The organism is Caballeronia sp. LZ016, assembly GCF_031450805.1.
In the GTDB taxonomy this organism is placed as follows: domain Bacteria; phylum Pseudomonadota; class Gammaproteobacteria; order Burkholderiales; family Burkholderiaceae; genus Caballeronia.
In genome coordinates this window covers 1625036-1643140 of the sequence record NZ_JARTVY010000001.1, presented here as the reverse complement: position 1 = coordinate 1643140, position 18105 = coordinate 1625036, and the positions used below count along the sequence as shown (strand labels likewise).

The 18105-nt window shown below is 63.4% G+C and carries 14 protein-coding genes and 1 other RNA gene; 5 read left to right on the top strand and 10 right to left on the bottom strand.

Annotated elements, in window-relative coordinates; translation table 11 throughout:
• Positions 1–31 precede the first annotated feature (31 nt).
• The 10 genes from P9220_RS07740 to gyrA form a co-directional block, all read right to left on the bottom strand.
• Entirely contained in the window at positions 32–325 is a 294-nt protein-coding gene (locus P9220_RS07740) for a LapA family protein (protein WP_309764315.1), read from the bottom strand.
• Between the two features lie 317 nt (positions 326–642).
• The gene (locus tag P9220_RS07735; RefSeq protein WP_035959682.1) at positions 643–972 is read right to left on the bottom strand and encodes an integration host factor subunit beta; all 330 of its coding nucleotides are present in this window, start codon (positions 970–972) and stop codon (positions 643–645) included.
• Positions 973–994: 22 nt separating this feature from the next.
• Positions 995–2728: a 30S ribosomal protein S1 gene (gene rpsA, locus P9220_RS07730; RefSeq protein ID WP_309764314.1), complete on the bottom strand. Its 1734-nt coding sequence runs from the start codon at positions 2726–2728 to the stop codon at positions 995–997.
• Between the two features lie 155 nt (positions 2729–2883).
• Positions 2884–3567 carry a (d)CMP kinase gene (gene cmk, locus P9220_RS07725; protein WP_309764313.1) on the bottom strand — a complete coding sequence of 228 codons (684 nt, stop codon included), beginning with the start codon at positions 3565–3567 and terminating at the stop codon, positions 2884–2886.
• A 55-nt stretch (positions 3568–3622) separates the two neighbouring features.
• Positions 3623–4927: a 3-phosphoshikimate 1-carboxyvinyltransferase gene (aroA, locus tag P9220_RS07720; protein ID WP_309764312.1), complete on the bottom strand. Its 1305-nt coding sequence runs from the start codon at positions 4925–4927 to the stop codon at positions 3623–3625.
• A gap of 9 nt (positions 4928–4936) precedes the next feature.
• Positions 4937–5863: a prephenate dehydrogenase/arogenate dehydrogenase family protein gene (locus tag P9220_RS07715; RefSeq protein ID WP_309764311.1), complete on the bottom strand. Its 927-nt coding sequence runs from the start codon at positions 5861–5863 to the stop codon at positions 4937–4939.
• Positions 5864–5925: 62 nt separating this feature from the next.
• Positions 5926–7008, bottom strand: a complete 1083-nt coding sequence (pheA, locus tag P9220_RS07710) for a prephenate dehydratase (RefSeq protein WP_309764310.1) — start codon at positions 7006–7008, stop codon at positions 5926–5928.
• A 26-nt stretch (positions 7009–7034) separates the two neighbouring features.
• The gene (serC, locus tag P9220_RS07705; RefSeq protein WP_309764309.1) at positions 7035–8117 is read right to left on the bottom strand and encodes a 3-phosphoserine/phosphohydroxythreonine transaminase; all 1083 of its coding nucleotides are present in this window, start codon (positions 8115–8117) and stop codon (positions 7035–7037) included.
• Positions 8118–8325: 208 nt separating this feature from the next.
• Positions 8326–8937, bottom strand: a complete 612-nt coding sequence (locus P9220_RS07700; protein WP_309765420.1) for a DUF2059 domain-containing protein — start codon at positions 8935–8937, stop codon at positions 8326–8328.
• 181 nt (positions 8938–9118) lie between these two features.
• Positions 9119–11776 (bottom strand): DNA gyrase subunit A, encoded by a 2658-nt coding sequence (gene gyrA / locus P9220_RS07695; protein WP_309764308.1) that lies wholly within the window; start codon positions 11774–11776, stop codon positions 9119–9121.
• Positions 11777–12430: 654 nt separating this feature from the next.
• Here gyrA and ompA point away from each other — a divergent pair.
• The 5 genes from ompA (at position 12431) to P9220_RS07670 (ending at position 18069) form a co-directional block, all read left to right on the top strand.
• Positions 12431–13096, top strand: coding sequence for an outer membrane protein OmpA (ompA, locus tag P9220_RS07690; RefSeq protein WP_309764307.1), 666 nt, complete (start codon positions 12431–12433; stop codon positions 13094–13096).
• Between the two features lie 183 nt (positions 13097–13279).
• Complete coding sequence (gene ubiG, locus P9220_RS07685; RefSeq protein WP_309764306.1) at positions 13280–13978, top strand: bifunctional 2-polyprenyl-6-hydroxyphenol methylase/3-demethylubiquinol 3-O-methyltransferase UbiG; 699 nt, start codon at positions 13280–13282, stop codon at positions 13976–13978.
• A 4-nt stretch (positions 13979–13982) separates the two neighbouring features.
• Positions 13983–14747 (top strand): phosphoglycolate phosphatase, encoded by a 765-nt coding sequence (gene gph / locus P9220_RS07680; RefSeq protein WP_309764305.1) that lies wholly within the window; start codon positions 13983–13985, stop codon positions 14745–14747.
• Positions 14748–14824: 77 nt separating this feature from the next.
• Positions 14825–15182, top strand: a transfer-messenger RNA (tmRNA) gene (ssrA, locus tag P9220_RS07675).
• 481 nt (positions 15183–15663) lie between these two features.
• The gene (locus tag P9220_RS07670) at positions 15664–18069 is read left to right on the top strand and encodes an FG-GAP-like repeat-containing protein (RefSeq protein ID WP_309764304.1); all 2406 of its coding nucleotides are present in this window, start codon (positions 15664–15666) and stop codon (positions 18067–18069) included.
• Positions 18070–18105 lie beyond the last annotated feature (36 nt).

The window sequence follows — 18105 nt, the reverse complement described above, 5'->3', positions numbered from 1 at the left end:
GGTGTCTGCTGTTTGCGTGGCGGGAATGCGCTCATATGAGGGGCGGCATCGGCGGTTGCTCCTTGACGACCGGCGTTTCGCGCGCGACGCGCAACTCGCGCTTCAGACGCCCGTTTTCCATGCGCACGCGCAGCATCGCCGGGACGGCCGAAACGAGCCCTGCCAGCAAGCCTACGATGAAGAACGCGAGACCGATGAGGATCAGCGGCGCATCCCAGGCGTAGCCCGCAAGGAAATTCAGCGTCGCCGTCTGGGTATTGGCGAGCGCCAGCACGAGCAGCAGCACGAAGACCAGAACGCGGATCAGCCAGACGATGAATTTCATGTGGGGTCTCGCAAGAGCGGTTGCATCCCGCAGCCTTCCCGTCCGGTCGGCCTACGTGATTACCCGAGTCAAAGTGACCGGTATTGTAATGGATGCATCTGGCCGGGGACACCGAAGCACGGGTAAGGCTTTAGTAGGAATGTAAGAGTCTGTGTGCGCTAGCGAACGTCCGGACGGCGCTGCAGACCTCCACGGCGGTTTGCAGACGTAAAAAAAGCACCCCGAGGGGTGCTTTCTGGTCGATTGCCTCATGGCCGGACGTCACGACGATCGGCCTGTCCGCATGCGCGGGAGCCGTCGGCACCGATGCGCGCCGATCAGAGATCGTCCGCATCGTCGTCATTCGACGCCTTCAGCGGCTCACCGGCGCGGCCATCGACGCGTTCGCGCAACTCCTTGCCCGGCTTGAAGTGCGGCACGAATTTCTCCGGCACCAGCACTTTTTCACCCGACTTCGGATTGCGCCCGACGCGCGACGGACGGCGGTTGAGCCCGAAGCTGCCGAAGCCGCGAATCTCGATGCGGTGACCGTTGGCAAGCGCCTCCGACATCGCATCGAGCATCGTCTTCACTGCGAAATCCGCGTCCTTGAGGACAAGTTGCGGAAATCGCAGCGCCAACTGGGCGACCAATTCACTTTTGGTCATACTGCAGCAATGCCTTTAAGGCTTAGCTGTTCTGGCCGTCGAGCTTGGCCTTGAGCAGCGCGCCGAGGTTGGTCGTGCCGGTCGCGGCGGCGTTCGAATCCGAAGCTTGCAGACCGCGCATGGCTTCCTGCTGCTCCGCCGAATCCTTCGCCTTGATCGACAGGTTGATGCCGCGCGACTTGCGATCGATGTTGATGATCATCGCGTTGACCTTGTCGCCTTCCTTCAGCACGTTGCGCGCATCTTCCACGCGGTCCTGTGCGATTTCCGAAGCGCGGAGATAGCCTTCGATTTCGCCGGACAGCGTAACGACCGCACCCTTCGGATCGACCGACTTCACGACGCCGTCGACAATCGCGCCCTTGTCGTTGATCGCGACGAAGTTGCTGAACGGATCGCCTTCGAGCTGCTTGATGCCGAGCGAAATGCGCTCCTTCTCGACGTCGATGCCCAGAACCACGGCTTCGACTTCGTCGCCCTTCTTGTACTTGCGGACGGCTTCTTCGCCGGTTTCCGACCACGACAGGTCCGACAGGTGAACCAGACCGTCGATACCGCCAGGCAGACCGATGAACACGCCGAAGTCGGTGATCGACTTGATGGCGCCGCTGATCTTGTCGCCCTTCTTGAAGTTGCGGCTGAAGTCATCCCACGGATTCGGCTTGCACTGCTTCATGCCGAGGGAGATACGGCGGCGGTCTTCGTCGATTTCGAGAACCATGACTTCGACTTCGTCACCGAGTTGCACGACCTTCGACGGCGCAACGTTCTTGTTGGTCCAGTCCATTTCCGACACGTGGACGAGGCCTTCGATGCCCGATTCCACTTCGACGAATGCGCCGTAGTCGGTGATGTTCGTAACCTTGCCGAACAGGCGCGTGCCCGACGGGTAACGGCGCGAGATGCCTTCCCACGGATCGTCGCCCAGTTGCTTGATGCCGAGCGAAACGCGGTTCTTCTCTTGGTCGAACTTGAGGATCTTGGCCGTGACTTCCTGGCCGACCGACAGCACTTCCGACGGGTGACGCACGCGACGCCATGCGATGTCGGTGATGTGCAGCAGGCCGTCGATGCCGCCGAGGTCCACGAACGCGCCGTAGTCGGTGATGTTCTTGACCACGCCTTCGACGATCGCGCCTTCCTTCAGCGTCTCGAGCAGCTTGGCGCGCTCTTCGCCTTGCGTTGCCTCGATGACAGCGCGGCGCGACAGCACGACGTTGTTACGCTTGCGGTCCAGCTTGATCACGCGGAATTCGAGCGTCTTGCCTTCGTACGGCGTCGTGTCCTTGACGGGACGCGTGTCGACGAGCGAACCCGGCAGGAACGCGCGGATGCCGTTGACCATCACGGTCATGCCGCCCTTCACCTTGCCGGTGATGGTGCCGGTGACGAGTTCGTTGTTGTCCAGCGCCTTTTCCAGCGACAGCCACGAAGCGAGGCGCTTCGCCTTGTCGCGCGACAGGATGGTGTCGCCATAGCCGTTTTCCAGCGCGTCGATCGCGACGGAAACGAAGTCGCCCGCCTGCACTTCCACTTCACCCGCGTCGTTCAGGAATTCTTCGAGCGGAATATAGGCTTCGGACTTGAGACCAGCATTCACGACCACGAAGTTGTGGTCGACACGCACGACTTCGGCGGAGATCACTTCGCCGGCGCGCATGTCCTGCTTGGTCAGCGACTCTTCGAACAGAGCCGCGAAAGATTCGGTATTCGGGGTGGAGGTTTGCAGGTCGGACATAAAAATCGATGTTTGCACAGCCTTGGCGCGGTGGCCTCAATGGCCCGGGAAAGCCGGACGCTGGACCGGTAAGTGCGCGAAGCCGCACGGGGTTAAGGGGTTTAACACACGCTCCGCTTCTGACGGAGCACCAAACTTCCGGCGACGCCGGATTACTGCTTTCACGACTTTCCTTACTGAACGCGAATTTCGCCGTACCAGCCGATGATCTGCTCGACCGCCTGGTCGATGGAAAGACTCGACGTGTCCAGCGTCTTCGCGTCCGCTGCGGGCTTGAGCGGCGCGGCCGCACGGTTGGTGTCCCGGGCGTCGCGTTCGCGCAAATCGCGCAGCAAGTCATCCATATTAGCAGAAAAGCCTTTTTGCATCAATTGCTTATAGCGCCTCGCCGCGCGCGCCTCGACGCTCGCGGTAAGAAAGACCTTAAGCGTGCCGTCGGGGAAGATGACGGTGCCCATGTCGCGGCCGTCGGCGACGAGGCCCGGGCGCTTCCGAAACGCCCGCTGGCGCGCGACGAGCGCCTGCCGCACCGCCGGGTGAACCGCAATCGAAGAAGCTCGATTGCCGACCTCTTCCGCCCGGATTTCAGTCGAAACGTCGACGCCGTCGAGCTGCGCCAAGCCCTCCCGGAACGTGATATGCAGGTCGTCGACAAGTGTCGCAAGCGCGCCGGCGTCGCCCTGATCGATGTCATAGCGGATGCTCGCCAGCGCCGCGAGCCGGTAGAGCGCGCCGCTGTCGAGCAGGTGGAAGCCGAGCGTGGCCGCGACGAGCGCCGCGACGGTCCCTTTGCCCGACGCCGTCGGCCCGTCGATGGTGATAACTGGAATGGGGTCGAATGGGCGAGTCGGTTTCATTGCGTGTGGCCGTTACGGCCGGTCGTTACGGTGTGAATCGAAGGCATTGCGCGGCTCACGTCCGGGTGAGCGTCGCGAAACGGTCGAAATAGTCGGGGAACGTCTTGTTGACGCACTTCGGATCGTTGATGCGCACCGGCACGCCGCCCAGGCTGACCAGCGAGAAGCACATCGCCATGCGGTGATCGTCGTAAGTGTCGATCGCCGCGTTGCCGTTGAGCCGCGCGGGCGGCGTGACGACGAGGTAATCCGCGCCCTCTTCCACCGTCGCACCGACCTTGCGCAGTTCCGTCGCCATCGCGGCGATGCGGTCCGTTTCCTTCACGCGCCAGCTCGCGATGTTGCGCAGCGTCGTGGTGCCGCTCGCGAACAGCGCAGCCACCGCGATGGTCATCGCGGCGTCGGGAATCAGATTGAAGTCCATGTCGATGGGGGCGAGCTTGCCGTCTTCCGATTCGACGCCGCGCACTTCGATCCAGTCGTCGCCCATCATCACGTTCGCGCCCATGCGATTGAGCGCATCCGCGAAGCCCACGTCGCCCTGGATGCTCGACCGTCCGACGCCTTCGACGCGCACCGGCCCGTGGCCGATCGCGCCCGCCGCGAGAAAATACGACGCCGACGACGCATCGCCTTCGACCATGATCGCGCCCGGCGACCGGTAAGCCGCGCCCGCCGGGACGGTGAAGCGCGCCCAGCCGTCGCGTTCGACCGCCACGCCGAAGCGTTCCATCAGCCGGATCGTGATGTCGATGTACGGCTTCGAGATCAGCTCGCCTTCCACTTCGATGGTGACCGGGCCGCTGCCGCCTTCGATCACGGGCAGGCTCATCAGGAGTGCGGTGAGAAACTGGCTCGACACGTCCCCGCGCACGCGGATCGGCTTGTCGACGGCGATCTTCGATGCGTGAATCCGGAGGGGCGGGAAGCCGTCGTTCTGCTCGTAGTCGATCGACGCCCCGATCTGACGCAAGCCGTCGACGAGATCGCCGATCGGCCGCTCGTGCATGCGCGGCACGCCATGCACGCGATATTCCCCGCCGTTGACCGCCAGCGCCGCCGTGAGCGGGCGCACCGCCGTGCCAGCGTTGCCGAGAAACAGTTCTGCCGATTTCGTCGGAAACGCGCCGCCGGTCCCGGTCACGATGACGCGTTCGCCATCGCGCTTCAGCCCGACGCCGAGCGCTTCCAGCGCGGCAAGCATCACGCGCGTATCGTCGGAATCGAGCAGATTGGTGATGGCGGTTTCGCCCGCCGACAGCGCCGCGAGCAGCAGCACGCGGTTCGAGATGCTCTTCGAGCCGGGCAGCCGCACCGTGCCGGACGCGCGAGCGAAAGGTCCGAGATCGAGATGTTCCATGGTGTGTCCTTATTTCGCGGCGTTATCGCCGGGAATCCTGATGCCGCCGCGTTCCTGCCATTCCTGGCGCGCGACGCGCGAGCGCGCAAACGCCGCTTCGAGCGCAGCGCCGTCCGATGCGTCGATGGCCGCCCGAAACCGCGCGAGCACATCGGTGTAGGCGTCAAGTTCGGCGAGCAGCGCGGTCCGGTTCGCGATGCAGACGTCGCGCCACATTTCCGGGCTGGACGCTGCGATGCGCGTGAAGTCGCGGAAACCGCCCGCCGCGAACGAGAATTTCAACTGCGCGTCGGGCGCTTCGAGAATCTGCTCGACGAGCGCAAATGACAGCACGTGCGGCAGATGGCTCACCGACGCAAACACGCGATCGTGCTGCGCCTCGCTCATCCGATGCACGGCGGCCCCGGTTGCCCGCCACATCGCCACGATCCGTTCGACGGCTTCCGGCGCGTTCTCTTCGAGCGGACACAGCACCACGTTGCGATCGACGTAAAGCTCGGACAGCGCGGCGTCGACGCCGCTCGATTCGCGCCCGGCGATCGGATGTCCCGGCACGAATTGCGCGATGCGCGCGCCGAGCGCCGAGCGCGCCGCGGCGACGACATCGCTCTTAGTGCTGCCGGCGTCGGTCACGACGGTCCGCCCGTCGAGAAACGGCGCAATGCGTGCGAGCAGCGGCTCCGTCTGCGCGACCGGCGCGGCCAGCAGAACGACGTCCGCGCCTTCGAGGGCGCGGGCGAGCGCGGCGTCATCGTCGCACGCGGCGGCTTCATCGATCACGCCGAGTTCGAGCGCGCGCGCCACCGACTGCGCCGAACGCCCGACGCCGACGACGCGCCCGCGAAGCCCCGCGCGTTCGCGCAGGGCGCGCGCCAGCGACCCGCCGATCAGGCCGACACCGAAGATAACCAGTTTGTTGAAAGTGAACGCGGTCACGGAGCACCGGAGAAAACGCGTCGCGAGGACGCGGGACAATCGGACGGCTGAAAGCGCGGATTCTACCGGGCGCGCGGATAGGACCCGAGAATCTTCAGGAACGCAGCCTTGCGTCCGAGTTCATCGAGCGCGGCGGCCACAGCGGTATCGTCGCGATGGCCTTCGACATCGATATAGAAGTAATACTCCCACGTGCCGATGCGCGCGGGCCGCGACTCGAAGCGCGTCATGGAAACGCCGTGCTTCGCGAGCGGCTCGAGCAGCTTGAACACCGCGCCGGGCTCGTTCGCCACCGAGACGATGAGTGAAGTCTGATCGTGCCCGCTCGAATCGGTCGGCTGCTTGCCGATGATCACGAAGCGCGTGCGATTGTGCGGATCGTCCTGAATCATCGGCGAGACGACGCTGAGCCCGTAATGCGTGGCGGCACGATCGCCCGCGATGGCCGCGACAGTCGGATCGCTGACCGCGATGCGCGCTGCTTCGGCATTGCTCGACACGGCTTGCCGCTCGAGACGCGGCGCGTTCGTCGACAGCCAGCGCTGGCACTGCGCGATCGCCTGCGGATGCGCGCAGACGCGCGTTACGCCGTCGAGCGTGCCGGACGCCGTCAGCAGGTTGTGATGGATCGGCAGCGCGAGTTCGCCGCCGATCAGCAATTGCGTTTGCAGCAGCAGGTCGAGCGTGCGCGACACCGCGCCTTCCGCCGAATTTTCGACCGGCACCACGCCATACTGGGCCGCGCCTGCTTCGACGGAACGGAACACTTCGTCGATCGACGGACACGCGAGCCCCTCGATCGAATGGCCGAAGTATTCGAACATCGCCTGTTCGCTATAGGTGCCGACCGGCCCGAGGAACGCGGCGCGAATCGTCTGTTCGAGCGCGCGGCTCGCGGCCATGATCTCGCGCCAGATCGCGCTGATGTGCGCGGCGGCGAGCGGCCCGTCGCTCATCTCCTGAAGGCGCGCAATGACCTGCATCTCGCGCTCCGGACGAAAGACGGGCGCGTTGAAATGCTTCTTCACCTCGCCGACTTCGAGCGCCACGGAAGCGCGCTGGTTCAGCAAGGCGATGAGTTGCGCATCGAGCGCGTCGATGCGCTCGCGCAGTGGCTTGAGTTTCGTATTGAGGTCGTCGTCCATGCGGTGCTTTGATGTCCGGATGCGGGTTAAGCGCATTCGCGCTCGAATTCCTTCATGTATTCGACGAGAGCCCGTACGCCCTCGACCGGCACCGCGTTGTAGATCGATGCCCGCATGCCGCCGACGGACTTGTGGCCCTTCAGTTGCAGAAGGCCGCGCGCTTTTGCGCCGGCCAGGAAATCGGTGTTGCGCGATTCATCGGCGAGGAAGAACGGCACGTTCATGCGCGAACGGTTCTGCCGCTCCACCTTGTTGATGTAGAAATCGCTGGAATCGATGGTGTCGTAAAGGAGCTTCGCCTTCTCGACGTTGCGCGCTTCGATCGCCTGCAGGCCGCCCTGCTTTTTCAGCCACTTGAAGACGAGCCCCGCAATGTAGATGGCGTACGTGGGCGGCGTGTTGTACATCGAGTTGTTCTCGGCGACCGTCTTCCATTCGAAAGCCGACGGGCAAATGGCGAGTGCGCGGTCCAGCAGGTCTTCACGCACGATCACCACCGTGACACCTGCCATGCCGATGTTCTTCTGCGCGCCGCCGAACAGCACGCCGTATTTCGCGACATCCATCGGGCGCGAGAGAATATGCGACGACGCATCCGCGACGAGCGGAATATCGCCGAGATCGGGAATGTCGAACGCTTCCACGCCATCGATGGTTTCGTTCGTGCAGAGATGAACGTAGGCGGGATCGTCCGACAGCTTCCATTCGTCGATGCGCGGCACGCGTGTGAATCCTTGCTCCGTCTTGCCGGTGGCGGCCACGTGCGGCGTGCAGTATTTGTGCGCTTCCTTGAGCGATTTCGTCGACCACGAACCGGTCACGACGAAGTCCGCAGTCTTCTTCGTGCCGAGCATGTTCATCGGCACGATGGCGTTTTCTCCAATGCCGCCGCCTTGCAAGAACAGAATGCGATGCGATGCCGGTACGTTCAGCAATTCACGCAGATCCGTCAGCGCCGCCTCGTGAATCGACATGAATTCGGCGCCACGGTGACTCATTTCCATCACGCTCATGCCGCTGCCTTGCCAGTCGAGCATTTCGTCGGCGGCTTGCTTCAGCACTTCTTCTGGCATCGCGGCCGGGCCGGCGGAGAAATTGAACACGCGCATCTGAGGGTCCCGAATGGCAGGCGCTGCCGAGAATACGGACCGGCGAAGAGACAGTGTCCGTTGGGACGTGGCCTCTTTCGTCGCGCCTAAAAAGAAATGGCTGCTTGCGCTTTCGCGCAAACAGCCATTATCGCATTGTCCTGAAAACCCGCCAACGCGCGGGGCGGTGTGCCCCGCCGGCGAATCTACCCGAACTGCGCGCCCATGCTTACTTGGCGGCCTTGACGCTCGCCACTTCGGAATCGGCTTGCGTACGCGTCGCCTTGATCGCTTGCGGCATGTACTTCTGCATCAGACCGTTGACCACGTCGCGGCCAACCTGGTCCTGGACCTGGATGAACTTGCGGCCAGTCGTGCTCTTGTAGAAGTTCGTCAGGTCCTTGATCTCTTCGGTCGAGTAGTACTTCGCGTACGCGTCGTACTGAGCTTTCATGGCGTCCTGACGGAAGCTGTCCGTTGCGAAAACCTGACCTGCCGAGTCAACCAGCTTCGGCACAGCATTCTTCTGCAGCGTCGGAACGGCAGCTTGCTTCTGCTTGTCGTTCAGCGACTTGTTCTCCGACAGTGCGTCCGACAGGATTGCCGGAACCAGTTGCTTGGCTTGCATTTGCGCGCTGTTGCCGATCGCGCCGACGAGCTTCTGCGCGTCGATTGCGTCGAGCAGTTCCTTGATCGCGGCTTGCTTGGCCGGATCAACCGGTGCTGCTGCGGCAGCCGGCGCCGCCGCCTGGTTCGGCGCCTGGTTCTGAAGCGACTGAGCCATCGCGAAAGTCGGCACGAAAGCGGCCAGCAACATCCACTGCTTGAAACGTCCTTGCATCATTACTCCCTGTTAAAAATATCCAGTTCAGCACCGGCGACGAGCTTTGCACACCCGGTGTGCGCTCAACGCTGGCTTCTGAAAGAAACGAAGCGCAGCGCCGGCATGAAGCTCACGTCGCGCAGCTTAACTAATCCAGGCTTTCAAAAGCGATAGCGAGAAACCGGCGACACAAAAAATATCAGGCGCTCTCACCACTTTCGCCGCCTTCTCCGTTTTCCGCGTCGCCCGGCGTGGGCGCGGAGCCGTTCGCGGCTGCATCGGCTTCGTCGAGTTCGGCTTCAGCCTCGGCCTCGGCGATATGCTGCAGTCCCGACAACTTCGTCCCTTCGTCAAGGCTGATGAGTGTAACACCTTGGGTTGCGCGGCCCATTTCGCGTATCTCGGAAACGCGCGTGCGGATGAGCACGCCCGCCGTGGTGATCAGCATGATCTCGCTTTCCGGTTCGACGAGCGTCGCCGCGACGACCTTGCCGTTACGCTCGGAAGTCTGGATGGCGATCATGCCCTTCGTGCCGCGGCCGTGACGCGTGTACTCATGGATCGGCGTGCGCTTGCCGAAGCCGTTTTCCGTCGCGGTCAGCACCGACTGCGTTTCACCGCCCGCGACCAGCAGCGCGATGACCTGCTGCCCGTCTTCCAGTTGCATGCCGCGCACGCCGCGCGCGCCGCGGCCCATTGCGCGCACATCGTTTTCGTCGAAACGCACGGCCTTGCCGGCATCCGAGAACAGCATGACGTCATGCGCGCCGTCGGTGATCGCTGCGCCGACGAGGTAATCGCCTTCGTCCAGGTCGACCGCGATGATGCCCTTCTTCAGCGGACGGCTGAACGCTTCGAGCGGCGTCTTCTTGACGGTGCCGAGGGAGGTCGCCATGAACACGTACTTGTCCGCCGAGAATTCCTTGATCGGCAGCACGACGTTGATCTTCTCGCCGTCCTGCAGCGGGAACATGTTGACGATCGGCCGGCCGCGCGAGTTGCGCGAGCCCTGCGGCACTTCGTAGACCTTGATCCAGTAGACGCGGCCACGGTTGGAGAAGCACAGCATGTGATCGTGCGTGTTCGCGATGAACAGCGTGTCGATCAGGTCGTCTTCCTTCATCTGCGTGGCCTGCTTGCCGCGGCCGCCGCGCTTCTGCGCGCGGTACTCGGAAAGCGGCTGCGACTTCACATAGCCCGCGTGCGACATGGTCACGACCATTTCCTGCGGCGTGATCAGGTCTTCGGTGTTGAGCTCGGTCGCGTTCATTTCGATACGCGAGCGGCGCTCGTCGCCGAATTCCGTGCGCACCTGGCCGAGTTCGTCGACGATCATCTGACGGATGCGCTCGGGCCGCGCGAGGATGTCGAGCAGGTCGGCGATCTGCGCCATCACGTCGCGATATTCGCCGACGATCTTGTCCTGTTCGAGCCCGGTCAGGCGTTGCAGACGCATCTGCAGGATTTCCTGCGCCTGAACGTCGGACAGTTTGTAGAGGCCATCCTCCTGCAGACCGTACGCAGGATTGAGCCCTTCCGGCCGATACGCGATACGCCCGCCCGAAGCCTCGGTTTCCGCGCGCGTGAGCATCTCGCGCACGAGCGACGAGTCCCACGGACGGTTCATCAGTTCCTGCTTCGCGATAGGCGGCGTCGGCGCCGCCTTGATGATCGCGATGAATTCGTCGATGTTCGCAAGCGCGACGGCCAGACCTTCGAGCACGTGCCCGCGGTCGCGCGCCTTGCGCAGTTCGAACACCGTGCGCCGCGTCAGCACTTCCCGCCGGTGCGACAGGAAGCACTCCAGCATTTCCTTTAGATTCAGCAGCTTCGGCTGGCCGTCGACGAGCGCGACCAGGTTCATGCCGAATGTGTCTTGAAGCTGCGTCTGCTTGTACAGGTTGTTCAGCACGACTTCGGGCACTTCCCCGCGCTTCAGCTCGATCACGACGCGCATGCCGCTCTTGTCGGACTCGTCGCGAATGTCGGAGATGCCCTCGATCTTCTTCTCGTTGACGAGTTCGGCGATGCGCTCGAGCAGCGTGCGCTTGTTCACCTGATACGGAATCTCGTCGACGATGATCGCCATGCGCTGCCCGCGATCGATCTCTTCGAAATGCGTGGCCGCCCGCATGACGACGCGCCCGCGCCCCGTGCGATAGCCGTCGCGCACGCCCGCGACGCCGTAGATGATGCCCGCCGTCGGGAAGTCCGGCGCCGGGACGATCTCGATCAGTTCGTCGACCGTCGCGTCCGGCGTGTTCAGCAAGTGCAGGCAGGCATCGACGATTTCGCGCAGGTTGTGCGGCGGAATGTTGGTCGCCATGCCGACCGCGATACCGGCCGAGCCGTTGATCAGCAGATTGGGAATGCGCGCCGGGAGAACGAGCGGCTCGTTCTCGCTGCCGTCGTAGTTGGGGCCGAAGTCGACCGTTTCCTTGTCGATGTCAGCCAGCAGTTCGTGGCCGATCTTCGCCATGCGGATTTCGGTGTAACGCATGGCCGCGGCGTTGTCGCCGTCGACCGAACCGAAGTTGCCCTGGCCGTCCACCAGCATGTAGCGCAGCGAGAACGGCTGCGCCATGCGAACGATCGTCTCGTAGACCGACGCGTCTCCGTGCGGATGGTACTTACCGATCACGTCCCCGACGATACGCGCCGACTTCTTGTACGGGCGATTCCAGTCGTTGTTCAGTTCGTGCATCGAGTACAGCGCCCGGCGATGCACCGGCTTCAGGCCATCGCGGACATCGGGAAGCGCGCGCCCGACGATTACGCTCATCGCGTAATCGAGATACGAACGGCGCATTTCCTCCTCGAGGGAGATTGGCAGAGTCTCTTTGGCGAATTGATCCATTATCCGTGTCTTCAACTGTGCAGCAGCGACACGGCAGCGCGTTCGTCGAACTCGCGACATCCATCCGCCGGCCGCGCGGCGCACGCCGGGCAGGCGCGCAGCCGACGTACGCTGCGGCGCCGCGAACGCAGCGCATCAGGAGATTCTACCATGCGGCATATTTGCGCCTGCCGCGTCGCGTATACATACAGTTGCCCCGCGCGCCCGCATTCGCGGTGCGGGCCTCGCCCTCTTCGTACCAATTACTTACAAAAACCGGGGAACGTTTTCCGTCATTTCGTCACGCTGCCGGGCTATCATGCCGCCTCAACTGTTTCTGCCTGCAGAATCAGCCGCGGCAATGGGTGCGGAAAGGTGCGGTTCGGGCATGACAAATGCGCGCGTGGAGCGCCTTGTCCGACGGCTGGCGCCTCCTGTCCCTTTCTTGTTGCGGAGGCACCACATAAGGTTGCGAGCGGGCTGGGTGCGGGGATATTTTTATCGTTGCAAGGGAACGATATGGCAAAATGCCAACGCACAAAGTTAGACACTGCTCGAAGTCTACACACAGCGTTTGGCTCCGCGGGGAATGTTATACTTCGAGCAATGTATGACTTGTCTTCGTCTACAGGCTCGCAGTAAACCTGCGGTAATCTCAATTTCGAGAGGAGAAATATGAATAAACTTTCAAAGCTCGCGTTCATTGCAGCTACCGCAGTTATGGCTGCATCGGCCTCGGCACAGTCGGTGCCGGCCTCGCGACAAGCCGTGAATGACAACTGGGTGAACGGCACGGGCGAGTATGTGTGGATGAACGGCACGAACGAACTGTGCTGGCGCGATGCGTTCTGGACGCCGGCAACGGCTAACGCCAAGTGCGACGGCGCACTGGTCGCGCAAGCACCGGCTCCGGCAGTCGCTCCGACGCCGGCTCCGGCTCCGCAAATCACGACCCAGAAGGTCACCTACCAAGCTGACGCCCTGTTCGACTTCGACAAGGCAGTTCTGAAGCCGGCTGGCAAGACCGCGCTGGACGATCTCGCATCGAAGATCGGCGCGCTGAACCTGGAAGTCGTGGTCGCTACCGGCTACACTGACCGCATCGGTTCGGACAAGTACAACGATCGTCTGTCGCTGCGCCGTGCGCAAGCTGTGAAGGCTTACCTCGTCAGCAAGGGCATCGAAGCCAACCGTATCTACACGGAAGGCAAGGGCAAGCGCGACCCGGTCACGAAGGGTTCGTGCAACCAGAAGAATCGCAAGCAACTCATCGCCTGCCTCGCACCGGATCGTCGCGTGGAAGTCGAAGTTGTCGGCACGACGCGTCAGCCGCAGCAGTAAGCTGTCGGATTGCCGCAGATCGAACCCCCGCCTCGGCGGGGGTTTTTTTATGCCCGGATCGCGGGAAATCGCGCATTTTCTTGCCGAATGCCGGACGCATTGCCCGTTGCGCCTTTTGCCCGCCTCAATGACCGCCTATATACTCGGTCTAACTGATTCACGACCTAGCAAGGGCCTTCTCTCATGACCAATGTCGATCCCCACGAACTACAAAAATTCAGCGAGCTGGCGCATCGCTGGTGGGACCCGAACGCCGAGTTCAAACCGCTGCACGAACTCAACCCGGTGCGGCTCGCGTGGATCGACGATCACGCGCACCTCATGGGCAAGCGTGTCCTGGACATCGGTTGCGGAGGCGGCATCCTGTCCGAATCGATGGCCACGCGCGGCGCGACGGTAAAGGGCATCGATCTGTCGTCGAATGCATTGGGCGTCGCCGATCTGCATAGTCTCGAAAGCGGCGTCGAAGTGGCCTACGAGGAAATCTCCGCAGAAGCGCTCGCGGCGCGTGAGCCGGCGTCGTATGACGTCGTGACCTGCATGGAAATGCTGGAGCACGTACCGAATCCCGCGGGCACCGTCGCGGCGTGCGCGGCGCTGGTGAAGCCGGGCGGCTGGGTGTTTTTTTCCACGCTGAATCGCAACGCGAAGGCGTATCTGTTCGCGGTGGTCGGCGCCGAATACATCGCGCGGATGCTGCCGCGCGGCACGCACGACTACGCGCGGTTCATCAAGCCATCGGAACTGGCGTCGTACGCGCGCGCGGCTTCGCTTTTGCCCGTCGACATCAAGGGCATCACCTACCGGCCCATTTCCAGGCACTTTGGCCTGTCCAACGACACGAGCATCAACTACATGATGGCTTGCCGCCGGGAAGCGTGACGCGATGAATCAAGAAGACCAGGACGACACCGGCATCGTGCAGACGAAGCCCCTCCCCGACGATCCGACTCCCCTGCCCCAGCGCGCCGCCGATGGCGATTCGCTCGGGCTTTGCCAGGCGGTGCTGTTCGACCTCGACGGTACGATCGCCGACACCGCGCCCGACCTTGTCGCGGCGGTCAATAAAATGCGCCACGACCGGGGGCTCGAAATGCGGCCGCTCGAGATGCTGCGGCCGTACGCATCTGCGGGCGCGCGCGGGCTGCTCGGCGGCGCGTTCGAGATCGGTCCCGAGCATCACGAGTTTCCGTCGATGCGCGAAGAGTTTCTCGCGAACTACGAAGCCGACCTATGCATCGAAACGACGCTGTTTCCGGGCATCGCCGCGCTGCTGGATCAGCTCGATGCGCGCGGGGTGCGCTGGGGCATTGTCACGAACAAGGTGACGCGGCTCGCTGCGCCGCTCGTCGCGCTGCTCGGTCTCGATACGCGCGCGGCCTGCCTCGTATGCGGCGACACGACGCCGCATTCGAAGCCGCATCCTGCGCCGCTGCTGCACGCGGCCGAGTTGCTCGATGTCGCGCCGGAGCGCATCGTCTATGTGGGCGATGACTTGCGCGATGTCCAGGCAGGTTTCGCGGCAGGAATGATCACGGTAGCGGCCGCCTACGGCTATTGCGGCGACGATATCCCGCCGCGTCGGTGGCACGCGAACTATGTCGTCGATACGCCGGAGGAGTTGCAGCACCTGTTGCGCGACATCGCGTAAAGAAGGCGCTGCGGCCACTTGAAAGCGAGCACGTTCGCCTCATATGGCTTTTCGTGGGATAATGCAAGTTCCGCTTTGGGGGCGACCTGGTTTCGACAGGGGTTGTGAAGCGGTCAGGGCATACCGAGGACCCGTCACCTCGTTAATCAATGGGAAAATCGTAACTGCAAACGACGATACGTTCGCACTGGCAGCCTAAGGGCCGCCGTCCTCTCACTAGTTCACTGACGGGCTAGGGTAGCAATACCGCGAGAGGTCATATACGTCAGTTAAGCCTTGGTGGCGTCACGACGCCAAGGTCGAAAATCTAGTGAATCGCCGTAACGCAGCGTGTTCGTCCGCGTCGTTGCGGTTAAATCAAAAGACAGAACTAAGTATGTAGAACTGGTCGTAGAGCGCTTCTGGACGCGGGTTCGATTCCCGCCGCCTCCACCACCCCCTTTCGAGAACCCGCGATCGCGCAAGCGTCGCGGGTTTTTTCTTGGGGCCGCGCTGAACTGCAACGCGATCCTTCGCTTTGCGGCGGGACGAAAAAAAGCCCCGCACGAGGCGGGGCAAACATCCTTGAGAGACATAGTCACGGCAGAGACGACGTGAACTACGGCCGAGAGAATAGAGGCGTCGCCGCACCAATCGAATCGGACCGCTCCTAATAACGCTGGGACTCAGGATTCCGACGTTCGATACCGGTCAAAGCTACCGCAATCGCTTCATCACTGCTTTCCAACGCATTGAGAATCCCCCGCGCTCCGACGTTGCGCGCGCATTTCTCATCTGCTGCACGGCCGACGGATCACGCCGCCTGCGCATCCGTCAACCATGTTCGCTCGGGCACCGACCCGATCGACCCGCGCGCGGCAATCTTCTGCTTTATCGTTCGAACAAGATCGCGCGGTCGCGCAAACACGGGGAAAGCATGCGCAGAGGCAGAAGGACCACCTGGCAGGAAATGGCGTGCCTGTCGTTGATTTGCGCCTTCATCACGCTCTTCGCGCCGAAGCCGGTCTACGCCGCAAACGCATCGCCGGACTGCCACGCCGGCACGCTCATCACCGTGGTCGCGCATCTCGACGACGACCTCCTCTTCGTCAACCCAGGCATCAGCGACAAGCTCGACGCCGGCTGGTGCATCACGACGGTCCACATCGTGGGCGGCGCGAACGGTGCAAAGTTCGACTACGTGCTCCTCCGCGAAAAAGGCACCAAGCTAGCCTATGCACGCATGGCCGGCGTCCCCGACGAATGGCGGGAGTCGACGGTCACGTTCGCCGGCAAGCCCGTGCATGAACTGGTGCTGGCGCAGCAACCACGCGTCCGGCTGCTCGAATTGCGTCTGCCCGGCGGCGGCGTGCGCGGCGGCAAGGTTCCGCTCGGCCTGTTGTGGGATCGCGGCCAGACGCTCACCACCTATCCGATGAACGCGGACGGCAGCGCGCCGACGACCTACGACCGCGCTTCGCTGACCGCGACCCTGCGCGCGATCCTCGCCGACGCCACCGAGATCTACACGCTGAATCCCGACACCGTCGCGTTCATGGAGCATCCGGATCACATCTACGCCGCGCGCATGACGCGGGTGGCGGCCCAGGGCCTCAGGCGCAGCCTGCCGATCGGCTACCACGTGACCTACCCGACCGGCGGCTTGCCGAAGAACCTCGACGCCGCCGAGACGCTGCGCAAGCGCGATGTCGTCGGCAGCTACTTCGCCGTCGACGGCGACGACGCCGGCCACGTCTTCGGCGAATACATGTGGGACGGCAACTGGGTCGCGCGCCGCTACTGGAGCGCCGCCCGCACCAACGACGCAGGCCCCGACTTCCAGTTGCGCCCGTTCCAGCTCGTCAACGAATACTCCAGCCGATGCCTCGCGTCCGGCGGCTCGGGCAATGCACCGCGCCTCGGCGCATGTTCGGGCGATGCATCGCAGAACTGGTTCTGGAAGCAGTTGCCCGCGACGCCCGGCGAAAAGAACGATGCGCTGCTCGTCAACGCATCGACGCGGGCGTGCATCGCGGAGCGCGATTCGGGCCTCGTCGAAGAAGCGTGCGACACAAGAAACGCATCGCAACGATGGACGCCGTGGGACTTCGGCTTTGTCTACACGCCGCTCAACCATTGCCTCGGCGAAAAGAACGGCGCCGTCACCGCAGGCCGATGCTCATTGCTGACCGCCGAATATCGCTGGTCGCCCTCGCCGCAGACCGTGTGGACGGATACGCGTCTCGAAGGCGCGCTCTATGGCGACGTGCGGGGCGCGGGCCGCGATAGCACGGTCTACATCCAGCGCCGCAAGGACGGCCCCGGCTTCAACGTCTGGGTGGCGGAGATGTCGCGCATCGATCAGGCCGCGCCCTGGTACTTGAACGCGGTGCCGTTCGATCCCAAAGCGACCGCGCCCACCTGTCAGGCCGATACCCTGTGCTTCGACAGCGCCCGCTTCCTGCTCGCCGATTTCGACGGCGACGGCCGCGCCGATCTGATGGCCGTCACGCCCCGCAACGGCGGCACCGCGTTCTGGCTGCTGCGAAGCGCGGGCACTCATTTCGAAACGCCGCGCCTGTGGCGGCAGACGAGCGCCGCATGGACGCCGGATACCGCGCAGCAATACATCGCGGGCGATTTCAACGGCGACGGCCGCGCCGATGTCGTCATCGCGCAGAAGCGCAAGGACACGGGCCTCGATTTGTGGATGCTCGATGCAGCCGGTCGTCCGGGCAACGACCCGGCGCTGTGGCTCGAAGCGCGCGAGCTGAACGCTGGCGCGCGCTTCCTCCCGGCGCGCGTGGCCGGCTCGCCGAAAGCGGGCCTCATCGCGATGGAGAACGTCAACGGCGCGCTCGCGCTCTCGCAGCTTGCGAGCACCGGAAGCGCGTTCGCCGCGAGCTATCGCACGAACGTGTATCCGCAGTTCCGGGCGGCATCGGTGAAGGTCGCGGCGGGCGATATCGACGGCGACGGCATCGACGATCTCGCCGTGCTCGAACCGCGCGGCGATGCGTCCGGCACGCGCGTCTTCACGATCAAGGGCGGCCGCTCGTTCGGGCCAGCGCAAAAGACGGCGACGCTGCGCGACACCTCCTACGCCGATTCGATGCCCGCGCTGATCCGCCGCAACGAGCACGACAATCACGCCACGCTGATGCTGTTCCGGCGCGCGAACGCGCTGCTCAAGGAGTTCTATTACACGGGCGGCGCGCCGAGCCTGTCGGGCTACGACATCGACACGTCCTTTCATCTCGGGCCGGTGCAAATCTGGGGCGATCTGCCGGGCTTGTTCTCGGAATCGCTCTGGACGAAGACGCTCGCTTACTGGCGCCGCTAAAAGAAAACGCCGCCCGGTCAGGGCGGCGTTTCGGTA

Excerpts from the sequence above, each read along its gene's own strand:
- pheA (WP_309764310.1), bottom strand. The coding sequence starts at position 7,008 with ATGGACGACGACCTCAATACGAAACTCAAGCCACTGCGCGAGCGCATC.
- P9220_RS07735 (WP_035959682.1), bottom strand. The coding sequence starts at position 972 with ATGACCAAAAGTGAATTGGTCGCCCAGTTGGCGCTGCGATTTCCGCAA.
- P9220_RS07740 (WP_309764315.1), bottom strand. The coding sequence starts at position 325 with ATGAAATTCATCGTCTGGCTGATCCGCGTTCTGGTCTTCGTGCTGCTG.
- serC (WP_309764309.1), bottom strand. The coding sequence starts at position 8,117 with ATGCGCGTGTTCAATTTCTCCGCCGGCCCGGCCGCGATGCCAGAAGAA.
- P9220_RS07670 (WP_309764304.1), top strand. The coding sequence starts at position 15,664 with ATGCGCAGAGGCAGAAGGACCACCTGGCAGGAAATGGCGTGCCTGTCG.
- ubiG (WP_309764306.1), top strand. The coding sequence starts at position 13,280 with ATGACCAATGTCGATCCCCACGAACTACAAAAATTCAGCGAGCTGGCG.
- gyrA (WP_309764308.1), bottom strand. The coding sequence starts at position 11,776 with ATGGATCAATTCGCCAAAGAGACTCTGCCAATCTCCCTCGAGGAGGAA.
- cmk (WP_309764313.1), bottom strand. The coding sequence starts at position 3,567 with ATGAAACCGACTCGCCCATTCGACCCCATTCCAGTTATCACCATCGAC.
- gph (WP_309764305.1), top strand. The coding sequence starts at position 13,983 with ATGAATCAAGAAGACCAGGACGACACCGGCATCGTGCAGACGAAGCCC.
- P9220_RS07700 (WP_309765420.1), bottom strand. The coding sequence starts at position 8,937 with ATGCAAGGACGTTTCAAGCAGTGGATGTTGCTGGCCGCTTTCGTGCCG.
- ompA (WP_309764307.1), top strand. The coding sequence starts at position 12,431 with ATGAATAAACTTTCAAAGCTCGCGTTCATTGCAGCTACCGCAGTTATG.
- aroA (WP_309764312.1), bottom strand. The coding sequence starts at position 4,927 with ATGGAACATCTCGATCTCGGACCTTTCGCTCGCGCGTCCGGCACGGTG.